The sequence below is a fragment of the Pseudomonas xanthosomatis genome (genome assembly GCF_019139835.1).
GTDB lineage: Bacteria > Pseudomonadota > Gammaproteobacteria > Pseudomonadales > Pseudomonadaceae > Aquipseudomonas > Aquipseudomonas fakonensis.
The window spans coordinates 5,177,005-5,200,744 of the sequence record NZ_CP077075.1 but is presented as its reverse complement, the minus strand read 5'-3'; the positions used below and the strand labels follow the sequence as shown (position 1 = coordinate 5,200,744).

Annotated in this window: 22 protein-coding genes and 1 tRNA gene; 11 read left to right on the top strand and 12 right to left on the bottom strand. The window is 65.3% G+C overall.

Annotated features, from left to right (window positions below):
- Positions 1 to 48 precede the first annotated feature (48 nt).
- Complete coding sequence (locus KSS93_RS22930) at positions 49 to 288, top strand: sulfurtransferase TusA family protein (protein WP_217839876.1); 240 nt, start codon at positions 49 to 51, stop codon at positions 286 to 288.
- Positions 289 to 318: 30 nt separating this feature from the next.
- A complete protein-coding gene (locus KSS93_RS22925; RefSeq protein WP_217886112.1) occupies positions 319 to 1,389 on the top strand; it encodes an AI-2E family transporter in 1,071 nt (356 codons plus the stop codon).
- Positions 1,390 to 1,485: 96 nt separating this feature from the next.
- Here the strand turns inward: KSS93_RS22925 and KSS93_RS22920 are convergent, their stop codons facing one another.
- Entirely contained in the window at positions 1,486 to 1,959 is a 474-nt protein-coding gene (locus KSS93_RS22920; protein ID WP_217839874.1) for a peroxiredoxin, read from the bottom strand.
- A 10-nt stretch (positions 1,960 to 1,969) separates the two neighbouring features.
- Positions 1,970 to 2,530: a glycine cleavage system transcriptional repressor gene (locus KSS93_RS22915; protein ID WP_217886111.1), complete on the bottom strand. Its 561-nt coding sequence runs from the start codon at positions 2,528 to 2,530 to the stop codon at positions 1,970 to 1,972.
- Positions 2,531 to 2,755: 225 nt separating this feature from the next.
- Here KSS93_RS22915 and dapA point away from each other — a divergent pair, with 225 nt between their 5' ends.
- The 6 genes from dapA to KSS93_RS22885 all read left to right on the top strand — a co-directional run bounded on the left by dapA (position 2,756) and on the right by KSS93_RS22885 (position 6,976).
- Positions 2,756 to 3,643 carry a 4-hydroxy-tetrahydrodipicolinate synthase gene (dapA, locus tag KSS93_RS22910; RefSeq protein WP_217886110.1) on the top strand — a complete coding sequence of 296 codons (888 nt, stop codon included), beginning with the start codon at positions 2,756 to 2,758 and terminating at the stop codon, positions 3,641 to 3,643.
- Between the two features lie 17 nt (positions 3,644 to 3,660).
- The gene (bamC, locus tag KSS93_RS22905; protein WP_217886109.1) at positions 3,661 to 4,776 is read left to right on the top strand and encodes an NlpB/DapX family lipoprotein; all 1,116 of its coding nucleotides are present in this window, start codon (positions 3,661 to 3,663) and stop codon (positions 4,774 to 4,776) included.
- On the top strand, positions 4,777 to 5,535 hold the full coding sequence (locus KSS93_RS22900; RefSeq protein ID WP_217886108.1) for an MBL fold metallo-hydrolase: 759 nt from the start codon (positions 4,777 to 4,779) through the stop codon (positions 5,533 to 5,535). It abuts the gene before it with no gap.
- Positions 5,536 to 5,563: 28 nt separating this feature from the next.
- On the top strand, positions 5,564 to 6,274 hold the full coding sequence (purC, locus tag KSS93_RS22895; protein WP_011535129.1) for a phosphoribosylaminoimidazolesuccinocarboxamide synthase: 711 nt from the start codon (positions 5,564 to 5,566) through the stop codon (positions 6,272 to 6,274).
- 91 nt (positions 6,275 to 6,365) lie between these two features.
- Positions 6,366 to 6,455, top strand: a tRNA-Ser gene (locus tag KSS93_RS22890).
- A gap of 329 nt (positions 6,456 to 6,784) precedes the next feature.
- On the top strand, positions 6,785 to 6,976 hold the full coding sequence (locus KSS93_RS22885) for a DUF4223 family protein (protein WP_138218418.1): 192 nt from the start codon (positions 6,785 to 6,787) through the stop codon (positions 6,974 to 6,976).
- A gap of 187 nt (positions 6,977 to 7,163) precedes the next feature.
- Here KSS93_RS22885 and KSS93_RS22880 read toward each other — a convergent pair whose 3' ends face one another.
- The 3 genes from KSS93_RS22880 to KSS93_RS22870 all read right to left on the bottom strand — a co-directional run bounded on the left by KSS93_RS22880 (position 7,164) and on the right by KSS93_RS22870 (position 11,308).
- On the bottom strand, positions 7,164 to 9,605 hold the full coding sequence (locus tag KSS93_RS22880; RefSeq protein WP_217886107.1) for a TonB-dependent siderophore receptor: 2,442 nt from the start codon (positions 9,603 to 9,605) through the stop codon (positions 7,164 to 7,166).
- A 202-nt stretch (positions 9,606 to 9,807) separates the two neighbouring features.
- The gene (locus KSS93_RS22875) at positions 9,808 to 10,773 is read right to left on the bottom strand and encodes a FecR domain-containing protein (protein ID WP_217886106.1); all 966 of its coding nucleotides are present in this window, start codon (positions 10,771 to 10,773) and stop codon (positions 9,808 to 9,810) included.
- Positions 10,774 to 10,777: 4 nt separating this feature from the next.
- Positions 10,778 to 11,308 (bottom strand): sigma-70 family RNA polymerase sigma factor, encoded by a 531-nt coding sequence (locus KSS93_RS22870; protein ID WP_217886105.1) that lies wholly within the window; start codon positions 11,306 to 11,308, stop codon positions 10,778 to 10,780.
- A 314-nt stretch (positions 11,309 to 11,622) separates the two neighbouring features.
- Here KSS93_RS22870 and mqo point away from each other — a divergent pair, with 314 nt between their 5' ends.
- Positions 11,623 to 13,260 (top strand): malate dehydrogenase (quinone), encoded by a 1,638-nt coding sequence (mqo, locus tag KSS93_RS22865; RefSeq protein ID WP_217886104.1) that lies wholly within the window; start codon positions 11,623 to 11,625, stop codon positions 13,258 to 13,260.
- Positions 13,261 to 13,496: 236 nt separating this feature from the next.
- Here mqo and KSS93_RS22860 read toward each other — a convergent pair whose 3' ends face one another.
- Positions 13,497 to 13,832 (bottom strand): ArsR/SmtB family transcription factor, encoded by a 336-nt coding sequence (locus tag KSS93_RS22860; RefSeq protein WP_217886103.1) that lies wholly within the window; start codon positions 13,830 to 13,832, stop codon positions 13,497 to 13,499.
- 51 nt (positions 13,833 to 13,883) lie between these two features.
- Between KSS93_RS22860 and xenA the strand changes: the two genes are divergently transcribed.
- Positions 13,884 to 14,975 (top strand): xenobiotic reductase XenA, encoded by a 1,092-nt coding sequence (gene xenA / locus KSS93_RS22855; protein WP_217886102.1) that lies wholly within the window; start codon positions 13,884 to 13,886, stop codon positions 14,973 to 14,975.
- 134 nt (positions 14,976 to 15,109) lie between these two features.
- Here xenA and KSS93_RS22850 read toward each other — a convergent pair whose 3' ends face one another.
- The 5 genes from KSS93_RS22850 to KSS93_RS22830 form a co-directional block, all read right to left on the bottom strand.
- Positions 15,110 to 16,348, bottom strand: coding sequence for an FAD-dependent oxidoreductase (locus tag KSS93_RS22850; RefSeq protein ID WP_217886101.1), 1,239 nt, complete (start codon positions 16,346 to 16,348; stop codon positions 15,110 to 15,112).
- A 3-nt stretch (positions 16,349 to 16,351) separates the two neighbouring features.
- Positions 16,352 to 17,929: an aldehyde dehydrogenase (NADP(+)) gene (locus tag KSS93_RS22845; protein ID WP_217886100.1), complete on the bottom strand. Its 1,578-nt coding sequence runs from the start codon at positions 17,927 to 17,929 to the stop codon at positions 16,352 to 16,354.
- A gap of 144 nt (positions 17,930 to 18,073) precedes the next feature.
- Positions 18,074 to 19,021: a dihydrodipicolinate synthase family protein gene (locus KSS93_RS22840; RefSeq protein ID WP_217886099.1), complete on the bottom strand. Its 948-nt coding sequence runs from the start codon at positions 19,019 to 19,021 to the stop codon at positions 18,074 to 18,076.
- Positions 19,022 to 19,059: 38 nt separating this feature from the next.
- Positions 19,060 to 19,986 (bottom strand): 4-hydroxyproline epimerase, encoded by a 927-nt coding sequence (locus tag KSS93_RS22835; protein WP_217886098.1) that lies wholly within the window; start codon positions 19,984 to 19,986, stop codon positions 19,060 to 19,062.
- A 55-nt stretch (positions 19,987 to 20,041) separates the two neighbouring features.
- Positions 20,042 to 21,658, bottom strand: coding sequence for an APC family permease (locus tag KSS93_RS22830; RefSeq protein WP_217886097.1), 1,617 nt, complete (start codon positions 21,656 to 21,658; stop codon positions 20,042 to 20,044).
- A gap of 375 nt (positions 21,659 to 22,033) precedes the next feature.
- Between KSS93_RS22830 and KSS93_RS22825 the strand changes: the two genes are divergently transcribed.
- A complete protein-coding gene (locus KSS93_RS22825) occupies positions 22,034 to 22,813 on the top strand; it encodes an AraC family transcriptional regulator (RefSeq protein ID WP_217886096.1) in 780 nt (259 codons plus the stop codon).
- Here KSS93_RS22825 and KSS93_RS22820 read toward each other — a convergent pair.
- Complete coding sequence (locus KSS93_RS22820) at positions 22,801 to 23,688, bottom strand: LysR family transcriptional regulator (protein WP_217886095.1); 888 nt, start codon at positions 23,686 to 23,688, stop codon at positions 22,801 to 22,803. The two genes, KSS93_RS22825 and KSS93_RS22820, sit on opposite strands and share 13 nt — an antisense overlap.
- Positions 23,689 to 23,740: the final 52 nt, after the last annotated feature.

Sequence of the window (23,740 nt, the reverse complement as noted above, 5' to 3'; positions counted from 1 at the left end):
TGGCGGTATCCTACCGGCCATTTCCACGCTGCCCAGGAGCTGCGCCCGATGAGTGACACCCTGACTTGTGACGCCGAGCTCGACGCCAGCGGTCTTAATTGTCCATTGCCGCTGCTCAAGGCAAAGATGGAGCTCAACCGCCTGGCCAGTGGCGCGGTGCTCAAGGTGGTGGCCACCGACGCAGGCTCGCAACGCGACTTTCGCACCTTTGCAAAACTGGCCGGTCATACCCTGCTGCACGAAACCGCCGAGGCCGGGGTGTACACCTACTGGCTGCGCAAGGCCTGATTCCCTTCCGTACAAACCCTAGGATCGTCGATGTTCAAAGTGCTCCGCGACTGGATGCAGCGCTACTTCTCTGATGAGGAGGCGGTGGTGCTGGCGGTCCTGCTGTTTCTGGCCTTTACCGTGGTGCTCACCCTGGGCGGCATGCTGGCGCCGGTGCTGGCGGGCATGGTGCTGGCGTTTCTGATGCAGGGCCTGGTCAACGCCCTGGAGCGTTTGCGGGTGCCCACGCGGCTGGCGGTGTGGCTGGTGTTCGCGCTGTTCATGGGGGCGCTGGCGGTGTTCATGCTGGTGCTGGTGCCGCTTTTGTGGCACCAGTTGATCACCCTGTTCAACGAGCTGCCGGGCATGCTTGGCAAATGGCAATCGCTGTTGCTGCTGCTGCCCGAGCGCTACCCGCACCTGGTGTCGGACGAGCAGGTGCTGCGCGCCATCGAGTCGGTGCGCGGCGAAATCGGCAAGTTCGGCCAGTGGGCGCTGACCTTCTCGTTGTCGAGCCTGCCGCTGCTGGTCAACGCGATGATCTACCTGGTGCTGGTGCCGATTTTGGTGTTCTTCTTCCTCAAGGACCGCGAGCTGATCGGGCGCTGGGTCAGCGGCTACCTGCCGCGCCAGCGCACCCTGCTCAACCGGGTGGGCGACGAGATGAACCGGCAGATCGCCAACTACATCCGCGGCAAGGGTATCGAGATTCTCATCTGCGGTGGCGCCACCTACATTGCCTTCATCAGCCTGGGGCTCAACTACGCCGCCTTGCTGGCGCTGCTGGTGGGGCTGTCGGTGGTGGTGCCCTACGTCGGGGCGGTGGTGGTGACCGTGCCGGTGACCTTGATCGCGCTGTTCCAGTGGGGCTGGGGCGACCAGTTCATTTACCTGATGGCGGTATACGCGATCATCCAGGCGCTGGACGGCAACGTGCTGGTGCCGTTGCTGTTCTCCGAGGCGGTGAGCCTGCACCCGGTGGCGATCATCTGTGCGGTGCTGTTGTTTGGCGGGCTGTGGGGCTTTTGGGGGATCTTCTTCGCCATCCCGCTGGCGACGCTGTTCAAGGCCGTGCTGGATGCGTGGCCGCGGCAGGAGAGCAGTGTTTCGCCGATGCTGTAATGTCATTGGGGCCGCCTTGCGGCCCTTCGCGGGGCAAGCCCGCTCCTACAGGGGGCGACCTTGCCCCGCGAAGGGCTGCAAAGCAGCCCCAGGGTCTCAAGCCTTGTTCAGCGCCTGGGCGGCAGCCAATACGGCATCCACATGCCCTGGCACCTTCACCCCGCGCCACTCCTGGCGCAGCACGCCGTCGCGATCGATCAGGAAGGTGCTGCGGTCGACGCCCAGGTATTCCTTGCCATACAGCTTCTTCAGCTTGATCACGTCGAACAGCTGGCACAGGGCCTCGTCCTTGTCGCTGATCAGCTCGAACGGGAAGGCCTGCTTGGCCTTGAAGTTCTCGTGGGACTTGATGCCATCGCGCGACACGCCGAACACCAGGGTGTTGGCCGCCTGGAACGCCGCGTGCTGGTCGCGGAAACCCTGGCCTTCGGTGGTGCAGCCCGGGGTGCTGTCCTTGGGGTAGAAGTACAGCACCACTTGCTGGCCCTTGAGTTCAGCCAGGCTGACGGTCTGGCCGCTGGTGGCCTGAACCTGGAAGTCGGCGACAGGTTGGTCGAGTGCTACGGCCATGGGAAATTCCTTAAACAGGGTTCTGTGGGCGCCACGGTTCGATCAGCGCGTCCAGGTTGAGGGCGTCGGCAAAGTCCAGGAACTGGTCACGCAGCCAGCTGATCTGGGTGCCGGCCGGCAGGATCACGGTGAACTGGGCGTTGAGCATGCTGCTGCCGGTCTGCGGGGCCAGGTAGGTGTCGCAGGTCATGGCATCCAGCTCGACGCGGTGGTCGAGGAAGAACTGGCACAGCTCGTTGATGATGTCCGGGCGATAGGCGGCGCTGACATAAGCGACGTACGGCAGTGCCTGGGGGCGCACTTCCTGCTCGGCGCTGCGCACCACGTCCAGAGTCAGGCCGTGCTTTTTGGCCAGGCCCGGCAGGGTGGTTTCGAGGCGTGCCAGGGCATCCCAGCTGCCGCCGACCTGCAGCACCAGGGCGCTGGTTTCGCCGTGGCGGGTCAGGCGCGAGGTGACCACCGCGCAGCGGTTGTCGAAGGCTGCGCGGCTCAGCACATTGGCCAGCTCCATGGGGTTGGGGCCCAGGGCGCTGATAACGAGGAATTGTTCGCGAACGGTGGGGGTGGACATGCAGCATTCCTAAAGCGATGAGCGGTCGGCGCAGGACGGGGTTGGCGGCTGTTCAGGCAGGCCGGAAGCACTGTCGACGGCCCGGCGGGCCGCGCTGCACCGATCAAAGGATCAAGGGTAGCGAAATAAGCCGCGAAGGGGAATGCTCCGCCCGCCTGCTTCGCTTGTGCAAGGCCGATGCCCCCAGTACCATTACCGCTCTCTTTTTCCGGCAGGAGCAGTTACATGATTGCGGGCAGTATGGTGGCGTTGGTCACACCCATGGATGCACAAGGGCGTCTGGACTGGGGCAGCCTCGACAAACTTGTAGACTTCCACCTGGAAAACGGCACCCACGCGATCGTCGCTGTCGGCACCACCGGTGAGTCCGCCACTCTGGATGTAGAAGAGCACATCCTGGTCATCAAGCACGTGGTCGAGCGGGTCAAACACAGCAAAAACCCCATCCCGGTGATCGCCGGTACCGGTGCCAACTCCACTGCCGAAGCCGTGCACCTGACGCAAAACGCCAAGAATGCCGGCGCCGATGCCTGCCTGCTGGTCGTCCCGTACTACAACAAGCCGACGCAAGAAGGCCTGTACCAGCACTTCAAGCACATCGCCGAAGCCGTCGACATCCCGCAAATCCTGTACAACGTGCCCGGCCGCACCTCCTGCGACATGCAGGCCGACACCGTGATCCGCCTGTCGAAGGTCAAGAACATCATCGGCATCAAGGAAGCCACCGGCGACCTGGTGCGCGCCAAGGCCATCCTCGACGGCGTAAGCAGCGACTTCATCGTCATGTCCGGCGACGACCCGACTGCAGTCGAGCTGATCCTGATGGGCGGCAAGGGCAATATTTCGGTCACCGCCAACGTCGCCCCGCGCGAAATGGCCGACCTGTGCGAGGCCGCCCTGGCGGGCGACGCCGAGAAGGCCCGCGCAATCAACGAAAAACTCATGCCGCTGCACAAAGACCTGTTCTGCGAAGCCAACCCGATCCCGGTGAAGTGGGCGCTCGTTGAAATGGGCCTGATGCACAAGGGCATCCGCCTGCCGCTGACCTGGCTGAGCGAAAGCTGCCACGAAAAAGTCCGTACTGCCTTGCGCCAGTCCGGCGTACTGGTTTAATCGAGGAAGTACACCGCATGAAGCGACTGGCTGGTCTTTCCACCCTTGCCCTGATCATCTCCAGCACCAGCGGTTGCGGCTGGCTGTGGGGCGAGGACGGCTATTTCCGCGACCGTGGCAGCGATTATCTGGAGGCGCGCCCGACCGCCCCGATGCAGCTGCCGCCGGACGCCACCCACGTCAAGCGTCTTGACCCGCTGCTGCCGATTCCGCGTAACGTCGCCAGCGACAACGCCACCGGCGAGTTCGAGGTTCCGCGCCCGCAGCCGCTGTCGGCGACCGCCGATGTCAGCGACTTCACCCTGCAGCGCAGCGGCAGCAGCCGTTGGGTACTGGCCCAGCGCGCCCCGGCCGAAGTCTGGCCGGTGACTCACCAGTTCTTCGAGGATAACGGCTTCCGTATCGCCGAAGAGCGCCCGCAGACCGGCGAATTCACCACCACCTGGCAGCGTTTCGACGAGCTGTCGGCGTCGCTCGGCCAACGCCTGGCCAGCGCCTCCAGCAGCCAGGACAGCGAAGTGCGCGTCCGTGTGCGCATGGAGCCCGGCGTGCAGCGCAACACTTCCGAAGTGTACGTGGTCAGCGTCGAGCGCCCGGCTGGCAGCACCAGCGAGCCTGACTTCCCGTCCACCTCGAGCAATACCGGCGCCGACGCGCTGCTGGTCGACGAAATGCTCGCCAGCATGAACCGCAACGCCGAGAAGGGCGGTTCGGTGTCGCTGCTGGCCGCACGCGATTTCGACGCACCGAGCCAGGTCAGCCTGAGCGAGGACGGCAGCGGCAACCCGGTGCTGTACCTGGGCTCGGACCTGGACCGCGCCTGGTCCGGCGTCGGCCGCGCCCTGGAGCAGGGCGAATGGCGGGTCGAGGATATCAACCGCAGCCTGGGCCTGTACTACATCAACCTGTCCGAGAAACCCGACGACAAGCAGAAGGAGCCTGGCTTCTTCAGCCGCCTGTTCGGCAGCGAGCCGACCAAGGAAGAGCGTGAAGCCCGTGCCGAGCGCTATCAGGTACGCCTGAGCAAGGTCGGTGACAACGTTCAGGTAACTGTTGAAAAGAACATCAACACCGTGGCCCCGGCCGATGTCGCCCGCCGCGTGCTGAGCGCCATCCAGGACCGCCTGGGTTAAGTGCGCTTCGCGGTTCTTGGAAGCGGTAGCCAGGGAAACGGCACGCTGATCGCCAGTGGTGACACCTTCATCCTGGTCGATTGCGGCTTTTCGCTACGTGAAACCGAGCGGCGCCTGGCGCTGCTCGGGGTGTCGGCGGCGCAACTGAGCGCAGTGCTGGTGACCCACGAACATGCCGACCACGTGCATGGGGTAGGGTTGCTCGCCCGCCGCTACAATGTACCGGTCTACATGAGCCAGGGCACCCTGCGCGGTTTGCGCAAGCCGGTGGAAGTGGCCGGGTTCATCGGTTGCGGCGACCTGTTGCAGGTCGGCGAGTTGCAAGTCAGCGCCGCCCGGGTCGAGCACGATGCCTATGAGCCGCTGCAGTACGTGATTAGCGATGGTCGCCGGCGGTTCGGCATGCTCACCGACCTTGGCAGCTACGATTCGCGGCTGCTCGAGCGCTACCAGGGGCTCGATGCGCTGTTGATCGAAGCCAACCACTGCCGCGACCTGCTTGCCCGCGGCCACTACCCGCGCTTTCTCAAGCTGCGGGTCGGTGGCAGCCAGGGCCATTTGAACAACCACCAGGCTGCGAACCTGGTGGCCGAGCTGGGCTGGAACAACCTGCAGCACCTGGTGCTGGCCCACCTCAGCAGCAAGAACAACCTGCCACAACTGGCGCTACAGTGCTTCGTCGATACCCTCGGGTGCGACCCAGCCTGGCTCCAGGTGGCCAATCAGGACCATGGGCTCGACTGGCGCCACATCGCCTAGCCCACCAACTCAGCAAGCGGAGCCCATCATGGAAAAACGCGACGAACTTTACCGCGGCAAGGCCAAATCGGTTTACAAGACCGACGACGCCGACCGCCTGATCCTGCTGTTCCGCAACGACACCTCGGCGTTCGACGGCAAACGCATCGAACAGCTCGACCGCAAGGGCATGGTGAACAACAAGTTCAATGCCTTCATCATGCAAAAGCTCGAAGAAGCCGGCGTGCCGACCCAGTTCGACAAGCTGCTGGGCGACAACGAATGCCTGGTGAAGAAGCTCGACATGATCCCGGTCGAGTGCGTGGTGCGTAACTATGCCGCCGGCAGCCTGGTCAAGCGCCTGGGTGTGGAAGAGGGCATCAAGCTTGAGCCTTCGACCTTCGAGCTGTTCCTGAAGAACGACGAGAAGGGTGACCCCTTCATCAACGAATCCCACGTGGTTGCTTTCGGCTGGGGCACCGCCGAGCAGTTGGTCGAGATGAAGAAGCTGTCGCTGAAGGTCAACGAAGTGCTGAGCAAGCTGTTCGATGACGCCGGCCTGCTGCTGGTCGACTTCAAGCTGGAGTTCGGCGTATTCCACGGCCAGATCGTGTTGGGCGACGAGTTCAGCCCGGACGGCTGCCGCCTGTGGGACAAAGAAACCCGCAAGAAGATGGACAAGGACCGCTTCCGCCAGGGCCTGGGCGACGTGATCGAGGCCTACGAAGAAGTGGCCAAGCGCCTTGGCGTGCCGCTGTAACCGGCTCGTTCACGCAAGCGACTGATACCACGCGAATTTTTTTCAAAAAAAGTTTGCCAAATGCGAAAACGCTGGTATGATTCGCGCCACTGGAGAGATGCCGGAGTGGTCGAACGGGACGGATTCGAAATCCGTTGTACTGGCAACAGTACCTAGGGTTCAAATCCCTATCTCTCCGCCATACATGCAAAAGCCCCTGGAAACCAAAGTTTTCAGGGGCTTTTTGCATTGGGCTGAAAATAGTTGGCGAGCGTCGGGATGGGCGTTTTTTTAGTGCCGCTCATCCCTAAAGAAGTTGTAGCGATCACGCGATACAGAAAACAGTGCTCAATATTTGCATGTTCTGGCCGATATCAATCGGCTCGGGCTTGTTAGTTGTGCGCTTGTAAGTAGCGGGCTTCTGCTTAGAACAATAGTACAGTTGTACTAACGGCTTTTTCTGAGAGTCCTTTTCCCGTATCATCCCCGCGCCATCAGAGTGATGGCGGATCATGGACTTAAAGGATTTTTATGAAAAAGCTGATCAAGGCTACCGTAGCCGTTGCTGTCGTTTCGGGCGTTGCCCTGCTGTCCGGTTGCACTGGCCAAGTGTACAACCAGCCTAAGAACTGCTCGTACGACTACCTGTTCCACCCAGCAGTTTCCATCTCCAAGATCATCGGCGGCTGCGGCCCGATCGATAAACTGCCTCAGCAGCAGTAATCTTGGCGATACCCCGATCGGGCCTCTAGTGGCTTGATCCAAGACCCCCGGCCATGGATGTGGCCGGGGGTTTTTGTTTATGGGCAGGCTGTCATGTGAACACGATGAGTTTTGCGCTGCCTGTGCGGGCCTCATCGCCGGCAAGCCGGCTCCTACAGGTATTGCGCAGGCCTGAATACCTCTTGCCTTACCAACGCAGCGACACGGTACCCAGCAACGTGCGTTCTTCACCCCAGTAGCAACGCCCGGCGTTGTTGCAGCCGGCCACGTATTCCTGGTTGAACAGGTTGCGTGCGTTGACCTCCACCGACCAGTGCTCGTCGAAGTCGTAGCCCACCTTGGCATCCACCAGCGTCACGTCACCGGTATCGAGCTTGCCGTACAGGGTGGTCGGGGTATAGGCGAAGGTGCTGTCGAAGTGGCGCACGCCGGCACCCACCTGCAGCCCCTTGAGCAGGCCGTCGCGCCAGCGGTAGGTGCTCCACACCGAGGCTTGGTTGCGCGGCACGCCGGTCATCTGGTGGCCTTCGTACAGCGAGCCCGCCACGTCCTTGGTGATGCGCGAGTCGGTGTAGGTGTAGGCTGCGGTGAGGTTGAGGTTTTCAGTCAGGTCGCTGTTGAGCTCAAGCTCCACCCCCTTGGCCCGGCTGGCGCCGATCTGGCGGTAGTCGCCCACGGCCGAGTCGTACAGCACGTCGTCCTTCTTGCGCAGGTCGTACACCGATGCGGTGAAGGCGGTGTTCCAGCCCTTGGGCTCGTATTTGATACCCACCTCGTACTGCTCGCTGGTGGTCGGGTCCAGTGCGCCGCTCTTGGCCTCGGTTTGCTGGGTCGGGGCAAAGGCGGTGGAGTAGCTGAAGTACGGCGACAGGCCGTTGTCGAACTGGTACATCACCCCGGTCTGCCAGGTGAAGTCGCTGTCCCAGTTGTCCATGTCGGCGGCGGCGTTGAGCGTGCCGGCCTTGTTGCGGAACTGGCTGTTGGCGCGGTCCAGGCGCCCGCCCAGCAAAAGCACCCACTGGTCGACCTTGGTCTGCCACTGGCCGTAGAGGCCGTAGAGGGTCTGTTCGAGCAAGGCATTCTGCACGTGCAGCGGCGCACTTGGGGTGCCGGTCCACACGGGGTCGAACACGTTGTTGAGGCGGCCGATACCGGCGTCCCAGTCCTGATTGAACGAGGTGCGGTCCAGGCTTGCGCCGACCAGGACGGTGTGTTCGATCGCGCCCTGGCTGAAGTGGCCTTCGAACTGGTTGTCCAGCGAGTAGGCGATCGAGCGGTTGTAGCGATCGTAGTACTGGACGTTCAAGGCAGTGCCGAAACCGCCGCCCTCGAGGGAGCCAGGCCAGGTTTCCTGGCGGTCGATGCGCGACTGCAGGTAGCGCGAGTTCTGGCGGAACTGCCAGGTGTCGTTGAAGCGGTGGCTGAACTCGTAGCCCAGGCTCCAGGTTTCACGTTCGAAGTTGTCCCAGTCGGGGTTGCCCGACAGCTGGTCCTTGTCGATCTTGCCGTTGGGGTTTTTCAGCAAGGTGCCGGCCGCAGGGTGGCCCAGCTCCATCAAGGTGCGATCGCGCTGGTAGGTGGCCAGCAGGGTCAGACTGTTGAAGTCATCAAAGTTCAAGGTCAGCGACGGCGCGATGTACATCCGGTCGTCGGGCTGATGGTCGATCTGCGTGTCGGACTTGCGCCCCATCATCACCAGGCGCCCAAGAATGTTGCCTTCGTCGGTCAGCGGGCCGGAGACATCCACCCCCAGCTGGCGACGGTTGTGCGAGCCATAGCTCAGTTGCACCTCGCCGCGAGCCTCGGCGGTGGGGCGCTTGCTGACCAGGTTGACCACGCCACCCGGGGCGTTTTCGCCGTACAGGATCGAAGTGGGGCCACGGAACACTTCCACCCGCTCCAGGCCATAGGGTTCGCTGCTGGTGTCGTAGCGGTTGCCCTGCACCCGCAGGCCGTCGCGCAACAGGCCGTAGCCCCAGTCGGTGGCGTTGAAGCCGCGAATGAAGAACAGGTCGCCGGCCTGGCCATCACCGCCGGCAAACGGCGGCGAGAAAACCCCCGGCACATAGCCCAGCACTTCGGTGAGGGTCTGCGACTGCTGGTCGTCCATGCGCTGGCGGGTCACCACCGATACCGAGCGCGGCGTTTCGGCCAGGGCGGTGCCAGTCTTGCTCGCGGTGTTGCTGGTCACTGCGCGGTAGCCCGTGTCGCTCTGGCCGTTGGCAGTCAGCAAGGCGGCGTTGATCGCGGTGGCATCCAGTTGCAGCGCGCCGCCCTCGGCGAGCGGTTGCAGCACATAGCCGGCGCTGCCTTGTGGCACTGCCTGCAGGCCGCTGCCCTGCAGCAGGCGGGCCAAGCCCTGGGCCACGCTGTAGCGGCCTTGCAGGCCCGGGCTGGTTTTGCCGGCGGCCAGCTCGTTGCTACCGGCCAGGTAAATGCCGGCCTGGCCACTGAACTGGTTGAGGGCCGCAGCCAGCGAGCCGGGGGCGATGTCGAAGTTCAGCTCGGTGCTTGCGGCCTGCTCGGCATGCGCCGCAGTTACCGGCAGCAGCAGCAGCGGCGCGGCGGCGCAGAGGGTGAGCGGCGCGGCGAGCGCCAGGCGAAGCGCGGGGTGGAAAGGCGTCGGCATGCGGGTCCCTGGAATCGATACGGTAGGTTGAGGTGGCTTGCCAGGGGTAAACCGGACGAGATTTGCAAAAGGGAACTGCGCAGGCGTTTTTTTTCGCATGGCGTGGGAGCGGGCTTGCCCCGCGATTCAGGCACCGCGCAGCATGGCACCGGCAAGGCCGGTGATCGCGGGGCAAGCCCGCTCCCACGCTATGCGTGCGCTGTCACACCGGCTCCACACTCACCCACCAAGGCGTCAAGCGCTGTACCCGCACCGGCAACGCCGCCTGCAGCAGCGCCAGCGCCCGGTCGGTGTCATCCAGCGGGAACGCCCCCATCACCGACAACCCCGCCACCGCCGGGTGCCAGCCCAGGTGGCCATGGCGATAACGCCCCAGCGTCTGCAGCAACTGCGCCAGAGGCATGGCCTCGGCGTTCAGGCGCCGCTCGATCCACGACTGCCCGGCACTTTGCGCAGGCCCGCCGGCAGTGATGGCCCGGGCGTTGAACTCCACCTGCTGGCCGGCCTGCACGATACGCCGCTCGCCGCCCAGCGCGGTGCACACCTCCACCGCCCCGGCATACACGTTCAGCCGCGTGCTGTCGCCCTGCTGGCACACGGCAAAACGTGTACCCAGGGCCTGCATGCGCCCTTGGGCGGTGTCGACGAAAAACGGCCGGCGCCGGTCTTGGGCGGTTTCCACGAGCAGCTCGCCAAAGCGCAGGTGCAGCACCCGGGCCAGTGCCGAGAAGTCCAGGTCGATGGCGCTCTGCGCCCCCAGCCACAGCTGGCTGCCGTCGGCCAGGCGGGTTTGCCGGGTTTCGCCGATGCCGGTGGCAAGGTCGGCAGTCCAGCCCGACAGCGGCGCGCCGCGCCAGGCCTGCCAGCCGACCAGCGCGCTGGCGCCCAGCACCAGCAGCGACTTGAGCCCGGTGCGGCGGCTGAAGCCGCGTGATTGCTGCTCGCGCAAAACCCGCCCGGCGGCAGCGCCTTCACCTTGCAACGGCGCGAAGCGCTGGCCGACCCGCTGCACATACAGCCAGGCGGCCTGGTGGTCGCCGTGCTGCTCAAGCCAGTGCTGCCACTGCTGGCGCAACTGCGGGGCAACCGGTTCGTCCTGCAACTGCACGTACCAGTGTGCGGCCTGCTGCAGGCTTTCGTGGCGCAGTGTCTGGGCGGGCTGGGTCATGGCATTACTCCACCAGCACGCCGTCGAGTTCGGCTTCGAGGATGGCGCAGTGCAAGAAAGCCTGGGCCAGATACTTCTTGATCATCCGCTCGCTCACGCCGATGCGCCCGGCAATGTCGCGGTAGGCCAGGCCGTCGATCTGCGCCAGCAAAAACGCCTGGCGCACCTTGGCTGGCAGGCGCAACAGCATGGCATCCACCTCGTGCAGGGTCTCGACAATGATTGCGCGCTGCTCGGGGGAGGGCTGCAGCGCTTCGGGCTGCAGCGCCAGTTGCTGCAGCCAGGCCTGCTCCAGGCGCTGGCGGCGCCAGTGGTCGATGCACAGGCCGCGGGCGATGGTGGCCAGGTACGAGCGTTCGCCGCTGGCACCGTCGAAGCTGCGCGGGCGCTGGATCAGCCGCACGAAGGTGTCCTGCACCAGGTCTGCCGCCTCGCAGCGGCAGCCCAGGCGGCGGTACAGCACGCCCAGCAACCAGCGGGAGTGGCTGTGGTAGAGGGTGTGGAGCGAGGCATTCACTTCAGGTATCGAAACCACGGCGGCATCCGGCGCGAGCGCTGACGTTGTGCGAATGAGAAATGCTCGCAATAGTAGGGGTGTCCCGCCAATACTGCAATCGGCCTGAGACAACCTGCCGCCTTGCCTGGCGGGGCAGAATTTGTTTGTGCTGGCAATTCGGTTACAATCCGCCGCGAAACGATTCAGCTTGTAGGTCAATACGACAAAAGGCTGGGTCGTTTTCTGGTTCTCTGGCTGCTGAACAATGATCACAAAAAGCCTGCGCTGAAGAACATGGAACACCCGGGCCAGCCACAGGCCCTCACTCCGTTCTACAACACTGGAATCGATCAATGTTCAAGAAAGCTGGCAAGACCTTGCTGGGTCTGGCTGTTGCGGCGAGCTTCATGCACGCCCACGCCGAAGAAACCAAAAAAGTCGACGTACTGCTCGTCGGCGGCGGCATCATGAGTTCCACCCTCGCGGTCTGGCTGCACGAGCTGGAGCCAAGCTGGTCGATGGAAATGGTCGAGCGCCTGGACGGCGTCGCCGAAGAAAGCTCCAACGGCTGGAACAACGCCGGTACCGGCCACTCCGCGCTGGCCGAGCTGAACTACACCCCGGAAGACAAAGACGGCAACGTCAACATCTCCAAGGCCATCGAGATCAACGAGTCGTTCCAGATCTCCCGTCAGTTCTGGGCCTGGCAGGTTCGCCAGGGCGTGCTGAAGAACCCGCACTCGTTCATCAACACCACCCCGCACATGAGCTTCGTCTGGGGTGATGACAACATCAAGTTCCTCAAGAAGCGCTACGACGCCCTGCAGCAGAGCCCGCTGTTCCGCCCGATGCAGTACTCCGAGGACCACGCGCAGATCGCCAAGTGGGTCCCGCTGATGATGGAAGGCCGTGACCCGAACCAGAAGCTCGCGGTCACTTGGACGCCAATCGGTACCGACGTCAACTTCGGCGAAATCACCCGCCAGTTCGTCGGCCACCTGAAGACCCAGCCGAACTTCGACCTGAAGCTGTCCAGCGAAGTGCAGGACATCACCCGCAACGAAGACGGCTCCTGGCACGTCGAGTACAAGAACCTGAAGGATGGCACCGCACACGCCACCGACGCCAAGTTCCTGTTCATCGGTGCCGGCGGCGGCGCGTTGAAGCTCTTGCAAAAATCGGGCATCCCGGAGGCCAAGGAATACGCCGGCTTCCCGGTGGGCGGTTCGTTCCTGGTTACCGAGAACCCGACCATTGCCATGCAGCACATGGCCAAGGCCTACGGCATCGCCTCCACCGGCGCGCCACCCATGTCTGTACCGCACCTGGACACCCGCGTGCTGGACGGCAAGCGCGTGATCCTGTTCGGGCCATTCGCCACCTTCTCGACCAAGTTCCTGAAGAACGGCTCGTACCTGGACCTGCTGAGCAGCACCACCATGCACAACGTCTGGCCGATGACCAAGGTGGGTATCGAGCAGTACCCGCTGGTGGAATACCTCGCCGGCCAGCTGATGCTGTCGGACGACGACCGCTTCGAAGCCCTGCGCACCTACTTCCCGAACGCCAAGAAAGAAGACTGGCGCCTGTGGCAAGCCGGCCAGCGCGTGCAGATCATCAAGCGTGATGCAGAAAAAGGCGGCGTGCTGAAGCTGGGCACCGAGGTCGTGGCCTCCCAGGACCGTACCATCGCCGGCCTGCTGGGTGCCTCGCCAGGTGCCTCGACCGCTGCACCGATCATGCTCAACGTGCTTGAGACCGTGTTCAAGGAGAAGGTCGCCACCCCAGAGTGGCAGGCCAAGCTCAAGCAAATCGTCCCAAGCTACGGCACCAAGCTGAACGAGTCGGCTGCAGCCACCCAGAAAGAGTGGAACTACACCGCCGAAGTACTGCAGCTTGAGAAGCCGCCGGTGATCGACCAGAGCGTCGGCACCAGCGTGCAGCCAAGCGCACCGGTCGAAAGCAAGCCTGCCAACGACATGGCCCTGTAAGGCCACCCCGCTTGCCGGGCTTGCCCGGCAACACACCAAGCCACGAGCGTCGCCACCGGCGGCCTCGTGGCTTTTTTGTGCGCGCCTGATCGGGCCCCATCGCCGGCAAGCCGGCTCTCATGGAACTGCACACGACTCATTGATTTAGCAAGGACCTGTGGGAGCGGGCTTGCCGGAGTGCCGGACCACCGCGAACACCGGCGCAGCCGGTGCCATTCCCCGCGTCGCAGCCATGCTCAATGCTGGCGCAAGATGCACTCGAGCAACCCGGGGAAGCGCGCATCCAGAATATCGCTACGCAGCGAGTTCATGTGCGTGGTGCCAACGTTGCGGGTGAACACCAGCCCCGCCTCGCGCAGCACGCGAAAATGGTGGGACATGCTCGACTTCGGCCGCCCGCCGTCCAGCTCGCCACAGCTGGCTTCGGCCACACCGGCCAGGTGGCGGACAATCTGCAGGCGCACAGGGTCGCTCAGGGCGTAGAGCAACCGTTCCAGGGAGAGGTGTTCGGGGGAGGGGTGGGTGTAGGTTCGCATGGGCAACATGATAACGGGGGTTCCACTAATTGCCATAGTTCGATTATGATCGAACAATCGTATGCAACCCTTCCCCTGGAGTTTCCCATGTCTGCATTGTTCCAGCCCTACACCCTCAAGGATGTGACCCTGCGCAACCGCATCGCCATTCCGCCGATGTGCCAGTACATGGCCGAGGACGGCATGATCAACGACTGGCACCACGTGCACCTGGCGGGCCTGGCCCGTGGCGGCGCCGGCCTGGTGGTGGTGGAAGCCACCGCAGTGGCGCCGGAAGGCCGCATCACCCCCGGCTGCGCCGGTATCTGGAGCGACGCCCATGCCCAGGCCTTCGTGCCGGTGGTGCAGGCAATCAAGGCCGCAGGTTCGGTGCCAGGCATCCAGATCGCCCACGCCGGGCGCAAGGCCAGCGCCAACCGCCCGTGGGAAGGTGACGACCACATTGCGGCAGATGATGCCCGCGGCTGGCAGACCATCGCCCCGTCGGCCATCGCCTTTGGTGCCCACCTGCCGAAAGTGCCGCGCGAGATGACCCTGGCCGACATCGAGCGGGTCAAGCAGGACTTCGTCGATGGCGCCCGCCGCGCCCGTGATGCAGGCTTTGAGTGGATCGAACTGCATTTTGCCCACGGCTACCTGGGCCAGAGCTTCTTCTCCGAGCACTCCAACCAGCGCACCGACGCCTACGGCGGCAGCTTCGACAACCGCAGCCGCTTCCTGCTGGAAACACTGGCAGCCGTGCGTGAAGTGTGGCCGGAGCACCTGCCGCTGACCGCGCGTTTTGGCGTGCTGGAATACGACGGGCGTGACGAGCAGACCCTGGAAGAGTCCATCGAGCTGGCACGCCGCTTCAAGGCCGGCGGCCTGGACCTGCTGAGCGTCAGCGTCGGTTTCACCATCCCCGACACCAACATCCCGTGGGGCCCGGCGTTCATGGGTCCGATCGCCGAGCGCGTGCGCCGCGAGGCACAGCTGCCGGTAACCTCGGCGTGGGGCTTTGGTACCCCGCAACTGGCCGAAGGCGCGCTGCAGGCCAACCAGCTGGACCTGGTGTCGGTGGGCCGCGCCCACCTGGCCGACCCGCACTGGCCGTATGCCGCGGCCAAGGAGCTGGGTGTGGACAAGGCTTCGTGGACCTTGCCAGCGCCGTATGCGCATTGGCTTGAGCGCTATCGCTGAGGTTTGAAGGGGCTGCTGCGCAGCCCTTTCGCGGCACAAGGCCGCTCCTACAGGGATCGCATAGGTGCAGCACCACGCGATCTCCTGTAGGAGCGGCCTTGTGCCGCGAAAGGGCCGCAAAGCGGCCTCTTGAATCAAAACCGATCCAACCGATAAGCCCCGGCGCAATCCCCCCCGCCAGCCAACCGCCCCACCCATTCCCCGGTCAGCGCCGCCTGGGTCAACCCCAGGTGCTGGTGCCCGAACGCCAGCAGCACGCGCCCGTCGGCCACCCGGTCGATCACTGGCAGCGAGTCCGGCAACGAAGGCCGAAAGCCCATCCACGGCGTTGCCCCGTCGGCATTCAAATCCTGCTTGAACAACCCCTGGCTCAAGCGGTGCAACTGCCACGCCCGCTGCATGCTCGGCGGCGCGTCGAGCCCGGCGAACTCCACCGTGCCGGCCAGGCGCAGGCCGTCGGCCATGGGCGTCATGATGAACTTGCGCTCAAGCGAGGTGACCGCAAACGGCAGCCGCCCGTGCTCGGCCGGCAGCATCAGGTGGTAACCACGCTCGGTGTCCAATGGCACGGCCTTGCCGGTCAGTGCCTTGACCAGCGTTGCCGAATGCGCGCCGCACGCCACCAGCACCTGGCGCGCGCGCACCTGGCCCTGGTTGCTGGCAAGGCAGACGCCGTCACCCTGCAACCGGCCCCCCGTCACCTCGCGGCAGGCAAACTGCACACCGGCCGCCAGTGCTGCCTCGAACAACGCGTTGACCACCCGGTACGGGTCGATGAAATGCCCGGTGCGCGGGAAGAACAGCCCACCCTGCAGCGTTTCGCTCAATTGCGGCGCGGCTTCGCGCACCTGCTGCGCCGACCAGCCGTCCACCGCTACGCCTTGCTGCTGCATGCGCCGGCGCAGGGCCTGCAGCGCCACGCCTGACTCAGGCCGCTCGAACACCAGCAACGAGCCGTCTTCACGCAGCAGGTCGAGCCGCCCGATGGAGCCGAGCAAGCGCTGCCAGGCGCCCAGGCTGCCCTCGTTCAGCGCGCGGATGCCGGCCACACTGCGCCCGAACGGCGCCGGGCGCAGGTTGAGCAGCAGCCGGGTGAACCACGGCAGGGCGCGGGGCAGGTATTTCCAGTCCAGGCGCAGCGGGCCCATGGGGTCCATCAGCATGCTTGGCAGGCGCTTGAGGATCGACAGGTCGGCAATCGGGAACACTTGCTCGGTGGCCAGGTGCCCGGCATTGCCCCACGAGGCGCCGTGGCCCGGCGCCTGGCGGTCGAGCAGCAGCACCCGCTTACCCTGGCGGGCCAGTTGCAGGGCGCAGGCCACGCCGACGATGCCGGCGCCGACCACGGCGATATCGGTGTCGAAGTCGGCCATGGCTCAGGCTTCCCGCTGGCCGTCGAGCAGCCGCCGCAGGTGCAGCGGGTTGCCCTGTTGCAGGGCTTGCGGCAGCAACGCATCCGGGAAGCCCTGGTAACACACCGGGCGCAAGAAGCGCAGGATCGCCGCAGAGCCCACCGAGGTGCTGCGGGCATCGGAGGTGGCCGGGAACGGGCCGCCGTGGACCATGGCGTCGCACACCTCCACCCCGGTCGGCCAGCCATTGACCAGAATGCGCCCGGCCTTGCGCTCCAGGGTTGGCAGCAGCGCGCGGGCACTGGCGAGGTCGGCGTCGATCAAGTGCAGGGTGGCGGTCAGCTGGCCTTCCAGGTGCTCGGCAACTTCACGAATTTGTGCATCGGTGTCGCAGGCCACCACCAGCGAGGCTGCGCCGAACACTTCGGCCTGCAGCGCCTCGTCGGCCAAAAAGGCGCGGGCCTCGGTGACGAACAACTGCGCCTGGCACTGGTTCGGCCCCTGGGCCGGTTGGCCACTGGCGGCGGTTTGCGCGTGGCGGTTCTCGGCCAGTGCCGCCACGCCTGCTTCATAGGCACTGAAGATACCCGGGGTCAGCATGGTCTGCGCGGGGGCCTTGCGCACATGCTCGCTGGCCTGCTCGACAAAGCGCTGCAACGCCGGCCCCTGGCGGGCGATCACCAGCCCCGGGTTGGTGCAGAACTGCCCGGCGCCCTGGGTCAGCGAGGCGACGAAGCCTTGGGCCAGTGCGTCGGTACGCAGCTCAAGGGCATGCGCGAACAAAAATACCGGGTTGATCGAAGCCATTTCGGCATACACCGGGATCGGCTCCGGGCGTGCCTGGGCCGAGTGCAGCAGGGCCAGGCCACCGCTGCGTGAACCGGTGAAACCGACGGCCTTGATGCGCGGGTCGTTGACCAGCCCCAGGCCCACTTCGCGGCCGCTGCCGTGCAGCAGCGAGAACACCCCTTCGGGCAGCCCGCATTGTTTAACGGCCAGGGCCACGGCGCGGCCGACCAGCTCGCTGGTGCCGGGGTGGGCACCGTGGGCCTTGACCACCACCGGGCAGCCGGCAGCTAGGGCCGAGGCGGTGTCGCCGCCGGCCACCGAGAAGGCCAGTGGGAAGTTGCTGGCGCCGAACACCGCCACCGGGCCCAGGGCCACCTGGCGCTGGCGCAGGTCTGGGCGGGGCAGGGGCTGGCGCTCGGGCAGCGCCGGGTCGATACGCACGTCCAGCCATTCGCCGGCCCGCACCACCCGGGCGAAGGTGCGCAGTTGCATGCAGGTGCGGCCACGCTCGCCCTGGATGCGGGCTGGCGGCAGGCCGGTTTCGGCGACGGCGCGGTGTATCAGCTCATCGCCCAGGGCTTCGATCTGTTGGGCGATGCTGTCGAGAAAGTTCGCCCGTTGTTCGAGCGAGGTTTCGCGGTAGGTATCGAACGCCGCCCAGGCCAGGGCACAGGCTTGGGCCACGTGTTCGGCGCTGGCGCCGGGGTAGGCGGGTTCGAGCGGCTGGTGGGTGGCCGGGTCGATGGCGCGGATTGGCGCCTCGGTGCCGGGCACGGCGCGTTGGCCGATCAGCAGGTTGCCGTTGAGGGTCATGGGGCGTCCTTTGGAGTGGAGTTCTGCATTGGGCTCTGTGGGAGCGGGTTCACCCGCGAAAAGGGCGACACGGTGCATGGCACCGGCTTCGCCGGTGTTCGCGGGTGAACCCGCTCCCACAAGGGCTGCGAAGCAGCCCCAGGGTCAGGCCAGGTTCTGCTCGGCCGACCAGTTGGCGTACCACTGGCGGAACAGCGCGTACTGCTGCTCGGCGTAGTTGCGCTGGGCGTCGGTGAGGGCGTCGGTTTCGTTGAAATGCAGGCTGTACTCGGTGTCGCCGTTGAGCACCATCAGGTGCTTGTAGTACAGCACCAGGTCGCAACCTTCATCGAACGACGACAGCACCGCCAGCGCCGACTCAAGCTCGCGGGCCAGGCGGCGGGCGCGGGCATCGCCCTTGGCCGCCTGCTTGCTCAGGCTCACCAGTTGCAGCACTTCGCGCGGCAGGGCGTTGCCGATGCCGGTGATCGCGCCGGTGGCGTTGCAGTTGACGAAGCCATGCACCACCTGGGTGTCCACGCCCACCATCAGGGTTACGTCGTCATCCTTGGAGGTGATGTGCTCGGCGGCGTAGCGCAGGTCGGCGCCGCCGCCGAATTCCTTGAAGCCGATCAGGTTCGGGTGCTGGCTGCGCAGCTCGAAGAACAGGTCGGCGCGGGTGGCAAAGCCATAGTAGGGGCTGTTGTAGATCACCGCCGGCAGCTTCGGCGCTGCGGCCAGAATGGCCGAGAAGTGGTGCTTCTGGGCAATCAGCGAAGCGCCGCGGCTGAGCACGCGGGGGATCACCATCAGGCCGGCGGCGCCAACCTTGGCGGCGTGGGCGGCATGGGCCACGGCCTCGCGGGAGTTCACCGCGCCAGTGCCGACGATGGTCGGGATGCCTGCCGCCACCAGGCGTGCCACGCCTTCCTGGCGCTCGGCCTCGGTCAGCAGCGGCCAGTCGCCCATCGAGCCGCAGTACACCACCGCGCTCATGCCGGCCTCGATCAGTTCGCGGCCTTTGCGCACAAGGGCGTCGAAGTCCGGCTTGCGCTCGGCGGTGCAGGGGGTCATCAGGGCGGGCATGGTGCCGGTGAAGATGTTGGTGGTCATGGTGTCACTCCTGGCAATGTTCAGTCGGAAAAACGGGGTCAGATGCCCCAGGCGAAAGGGTCTTGTTCGTCGATCAGCAGGGTGCTGTCGGCGGTCATGTAGGCGCGGCCGGTGATGAACGGGCGAATACGCTCGCCGATACGCTCGAAGCGGCCCTGGAACTGGCTGCCAGTGATGCTGGCCTGGGTCCACACCTGGCCTTCGTCGAGCTTGCCGTCGGCGGCCAGGCACGCCAGCTTGGCGCTGGTGCCGGTGCCGCAGGGCGAGCGGTCGTAGGCCTTGCCCGGGCACATGACGAAGTTGCGGCTGTCGGCGTGTTCATCGTCGGCGAACAGCTCGACGTGGTCGATCAGGCCGCCGTTTTCACCCGTGATGCCCTGGGCTTCGAGGGCCTTGAGCATGGCCCAGGTGTATTCGGTGAGGGCTTCGCGGTTGTCCAGTTCGATGCGCTGGCCGTGCTCGCTGACCAGAAAGAACCAGTTGCCGCCCCAGGCGATGTCGCCGTGCACCACGCCGTGGCCCGGCACATCCACCGCCACCTGCTTGCGGTAGCGGTAGGACGGCACATTGGCGACGGTGATGGCGCCGTCATCGTGCAGGGTGGCGCTGACCTGGCCGACCGGGGTGTCGATGCGGTGTTCGCCCGGGCCGATCAGGCCCAGGTGCTGGAGCGAGGCGACCAGGCCGATGGTGCCGTGGCCGCACATGTTCAGGTAGCCGGCGTTGTTGAAGAAGATCACCCCGCAGATGGCCTCTGCCGACACTGGCGGGCAGTACAGCGCGCCCACCAGCACATCGTTGCCGCGTGGCTCCAGCAGGCAGGCGCGGCGCCAGTGGTCGTGCAGCTCGCGCAACTTGTCGCGTTGCTCGGCCATGGTCCGGCCGCTGAGGGCGGGGAAGCCCTTCATCACCAGGCGGGTCGGTTCGCCGCCGGTGTGTGAATCGATGACGTGGATCTGTTTCATGGGCGTGTCCGTTGCAGGTTCAAGGTGACCCTTGGGAGCGGGCTGTCGGTTGTTTTCAGGGCGCCAGTGCCGCCGGGCGCAGGGCGCTGTGCACTTGCCCAGCTCCTTCGCTTTCATCCTCGCCATCCAACCGCACCAGGTGCGCCGGCACGCCGCTGGCCGCCCCCCAGTAGTAGATGCCCAGGGCAGCAGCGGCCACCACTACGGTGTCGAACGGGTGGCCGATCACCCCCAGCCCGCCGAAGCTGCCCAGCCACGACAGCACAATGGTCACGGCGTAGAAGCCGATCAGCCAGGCCGAGGAGCGCACCTGCTGGCCCAGCGACAGGTGCTCGGTGGGCACGAAGCGGCGGCACAGCAGGTACAGCACGAACATCACGATCTGCAGGGCCAGCAGCCAGGACACGGTGTTCCAGCCCGACCAGTAGACGATCAGCGCGGCGATGATGAACGACAGCGGGCCGAGCACGCCCATGCCCTTGACCCGGAACGGGCGCGGCATGCCGGGGGCGTTGCGGCGCAGGGCGGCGACGCTGACCGGGGCCACTGCATAGCTCAGTACCAGGGCGGCGGAAACCACGTTGATCAGCGCCTCCCACGACGGGAACGGCAGGGTCCAGAACACCGACAGGCCGAAGGTCAGCCACAGCGCCGGGCGCGGGATGCCGGACTGCTCGTCGATGCGGGTGAAATACTTGAAGAAGGTGCCGGTCTGCGCCCAGCCGTAGATCACCCGCGGGGTGGCGTTCATGTAGATGTTGCCGCAGCCGCTGGGCGAGATCACCGCGTCCGCCACCACCAGGTAGGCCAGCCAGCCCACGCCCAGGGCCAGGGCGATGTCACGGTAGGGCAGCGCCAACTCCTTGGAGATGCCGGCCCAGCCGTTGGCGATCATTTCGGTCGGCACGCTGCCGAGGAAGGCCAGTTGCAGCAGGGCGTAGATGGCGGTGGACAGCAGCACCGACAGAATCAGCGCAATGGGGATGGTGCGTTGCGGGTTCTTCACCTCGCTGGCCACCGAGATGATCGGCGTCAGGCCCAGGTAGGCGAAGATGATGCCGCCGGCCGACACCGCCATTTCAACGCCGGACAGGCCGAACGGGGCAAAGCCCTGCACCTCGAAGTTTTCCGGCTTGAAGAAGGTGAACAGCACACCGATCACCAGCAGCGGCACGATGAACTTGAACACGCTGACCAGGTTGTTGGCCTTGGCGAAGGTCTTCACGCTGCGGTAGTTGAGGAAGAAGAACAACCCCAGCAGGGCGAACTGCACCAGCCAGCCGAGCACCGTGGGGTCACTGGAGCCGGCCTTGGTCAGCCCGGGGAACCAGGCTGCGGCGTACTGGCGCGAGGCGACCACCTCGATGGCGATCAGGCTGGAAAACGCGATCAGGGTGATGAACCCCATCAGGTAGCCCAGCAGCGGGCCGTGGGAGTACACCGGGTAGCGCACCACGCCACCGGCCCGCGGCAGGGCGGCGCCCAGCTCGCAGTAGACGATGCCCAGCAGCAACACGGCGAAGCCGCCGAGGAACCAGGAGAGGATGCCGGCCGGCCCGGCGATGGCCGAGACGTGGCTGGCGGCGAACAGCCAGCCGGAGCCGAAGATGGCGCCGAGGCCGATGAAGGTGAGGTCCAGCAATGACAATTGCTTCTTGAATTTGCCTGACATGGGTGCGCCTTTTTGTAGGTTTTGGATAGGCAGGTCTGATGTCACGTTGCGGCTTGTTACGGCCGCGCTCTTGTAGGTATGGGGCGGCTTGCGTGGGGCATAGAGTGGACCGGCCGGGGGTGGCGGTTCTTGATGGTTTTCTGCAAGGTGAATGACGAAATCGGCATAGTTGCAAAAAAGGGTGGCGATCCGATGTGGCTGGTGGATAGGCTGTAAGCAAGGCTGCACAAGGGCTGTAGAGGTATGTGGCGAGTGCCGGCCTCTTCGCGGGCAAGCCCGCTCCCACAGGCCCCTGCAAGTTTCGAACCCTGTGCCGTACCTGTGGGAGCGGGCTTGCCCGCGAAGAAGCCGGCACTGCCGGCAGAGAACTGACCGATGACCTCAAAGCCCCTGGCAACCCTGTACCAGACCCTCGACCAGCACCGCCCCGAGTCGCTGGAGGCCCTGTTGGCCGGTGTGGTCTGGCTGCTACCCATGCTCGACGTGATCGCCAACGCCGCGATTTTCATCAAGGACACCCAGGCCCGCTACGTGCTGGCCAACCGTACCCTGGTGCAGCGTTGCGGCCTCAAGCAGTTGCAGCCTTTGCTCGGCAAGACCAGTGCCGAGGTGTTCCCGGCGCGCCTGGGCCCCGGCTATACCGAGCAGGACCGGCGCGTACTGGAAGAGGGGCTGGTGCTGGAAGACCAGCTCGAGCTGCACCTGTACGGCAGCCGCGAGCCTGGCTGGTGCCTGACCCACAAGCGCCCTTTGCATGACCCTGCGGGCAATATCATCGGCCTGGTGGGCATCTCGGTGGACCTGCAGTCAGCCGCCGACACCCACCCGGCGTACCAGCGCCTGGCGGCGGTCGACGAGCACATTCGCCGGCACTTCCACCAGCCCGTCACAATGGGCGAGCTGACCCGCATCGCCGGCATTTCGGTGGCGCAACTGGAGCGCTACTGCAAGCGGGTGTTCCACCTCACGCCAAGGCAGATGATCCACAAGGCGCGCCTTGAACACGCCCACCGGCTGCTGCATTCGGATTTGCCGATCACCGAGGTGGCATTGCGCTGCGGCTATACCGACCACAGCGCCTTCAGCCGGCAGTTCCGCCAGCTCACCGGTTTTACCCCGCGCCAGTACCGCCAGGCCACGGCTCAGGAGGGCTGAAACAGCGCCCGCGCTTCGCTGAAGCACTGCTCGGCAATCGCCGAGCGCGGCTCGCTGCGGCGTAGCAACAGGCCCACCGGGCTGTGGATGCTGGCCTCGACGATGGGGATGATGCGGGTGTGTTCGCTCAAGCCTTCCAGGCCGCAGCCCAGCGGCATGACGGCGCAGCACACGCCGGTATTGATGGCCTGGATCAGTTGGAAGGTCGAGTCGCTTTCCAGCACTGCGTTGGGCTCGAGGCTGCGGCTGCGAAAGCTCAGGTCCAGTGACTGGCGGTAGTGCATGCCTTTGCTCAGCAGGCCCAGCGGGATATCCCCCAGCTCCTCCCAACGCAGGCTGTCGTGTTCGAACTGGAAATGCCGGGTGTCATGCAGCAGGCCCATGGTGGTGGTGCCCAGCTCGATCACTTCGAAGAAGTTGGCGTTGACCTGGTCGAGGTAGCAGATGCCCAGGTCCAGCTGGTTGCGGCTCAGGCCGTCCATGATCTGCTCGGTGCTGTGGGAGCTCAGCTGAAACTGCAGCTCGGGGTATTTTTCGCGCAGCGGCAGCAGCAGGTGCATGGGGTTGAAGCTGGCCAGCGGCACGGTGCCCAGGCGCAGGCTGCCGACCACCTGGCCGCGGCAGCTGGCGGCCTCGGCCTGCAGGCCGTCGTGGGCGGCCAGCAAGGTGCGGGCCCAGGCCAGGATGCGCTCGCCGGCCTCGGTGAAACCTTCGAAGCGCTGGCCGCGCTTGACCAGCACCAGGTCCAGTTCGTCTTCCAGGTTGCGCAGGCGCATGGACAGCGTCGGCTGGGTGATATGGCACAGCGCCGCAGCCTGGCCGAAGTGGCGGGTCTGGTCGAGGGCGATGAGGAACTTGAGCTGCTTGATGTCCATGGGCTGGCCTGGAAGTGCTGGATGGGGAGACCTTAACCAACTGGGGTGGGTT

Coding starts and splice junctions, on each gene's coding strand:
- KSS93_RS22915 (WP_217886111.1), bottom strand. CDS start 2,530: ATGTCCACCCCCACCGTTCGCGAACAATTCCTCGTTATCAGCGCCCTG.
- purC (WP_011535129.1), top strand. CDS start 5,564: ATGGAAAAACGCGACGAACTTTACCGCGGCAAGGCCAAATCGGTTTAC.
- dapA (WP_217886110.1), top strand. CDS start 2,756: ATGATTGCGGGCAGTATGGTGGCGTTGGTCACACCCATGGATGCACAA.
- xenA (WP_217886102.1), top strand. CDS start 13,884: ATGTCTGCATTGTTCCAGCCCTACACCCTCAAGGATGTGACCCTGCGC.
- KSS93_RS22845 (WP_217886100.1), bottom strand. CDS start 17,929: ATGACCCTCAACGGCAACCTGCTGATCGGCCAACGCGCCGTGCCCGGC.
- KSS93_RS22825 (WP_217886096.1), top strand. CDS start 22,034: ATGACCTCAAAGCCCCTGGCAACCCTGTACCAGACCCTCGACCAGCAC.
- KSS93_RS22880 (WP_217886107.1), bottom strand. CDS start 9,605: ATGCCGACGCCTTTCCACCCCGCGCTTCGCCTGGCGCTCGCCGCGCCG.
- KSS93_RS22830 (WP_217886097.1), bottom strand. CDS start 21,658: ATGTCAGGCAAATTCAAGAAGCAATTGTCATTGCTGGACCTCACCTTC.
- KSS93_RS22925 (WP_217886112.1), top strand. CDS start 319: ATGTTCAAAGTGCTCCGCGACTGGATGCAGCGCTACTTCTCTGATGAG.
- bamC (WP_217886109.1), top strand. CDS start 3,661: ATGAAGCGACTGGCTGGTCTTTCCACCCTTGCCCTGATCATCTCCAGC.
- KSS93_RS22860 (WP_217886103.1), bottom strand. CDS start 13,832: ATGGCAATTAGTGGAACCCCCGTTATCATGTTGCCCATGCGAACCTAC.
- KSS93_RS22875 (WP_217886106.1), bottom strand. CDS start 10,773: ATGACCCAGCCCGCCCAGACACTGCGCCACGAAAGCCTGCAGCAGGCC.
- KSS93_RS22835 (WP_217886098.1), bottom strand. CDS start 19,986: ATGAAACAGATCCACGTCATCGATTCACACACCGGCGGCGAACCGACC.
- KSS93_RS22840 (WP_217886099.1), bottom strand. CDS start 19,021: ATGACCACCAACATCTTCACCGGCACCATGCCCGCCCTGATGACCCCC.
- KSS93_RS22850 (WP_217886101.1), bottom strand. CDS start 16,348: ATGGCCGACTTCGACACCGATATCGCCGTGGTCGGCGCCGGCATCGTC.
- KSS93_RS22920 (WP_217839874.1), bottom strand. CDS start 1,959: ATGGCCGTAGCACTCGACCAACCTGTCGCCGACTTCCAGGTTCAGGCC.
- mqo (WP_217886104.1), top strand. CDS start 11,623: ATGTTCAAGAAAGCTGGCAAGACCTTGCTGGGTCTGGCTGTTGCGGCG.
- KSS93_RS22930 (WP_217839876.1), top strand. CDS start 49: ATGAGTGACACCCTGACTTGTGACGCCGAGCTCGACGCCAGCGGTCTT.
- KSS93_RS22820 (WP_217886095.1), bottom strand. CDS start 23,688: ATGGACATCAAGCAGCTCAAGTTCCTCATCGCCCTCGACCAGACCCGC.
- KSS93_RS22885 (WP_138218418.1), top strand. CDS start 6,785: ATGAAAAAGCTGATCAAGGCTACCGTAGCCGTTGCTGTCGTTTCGGGC.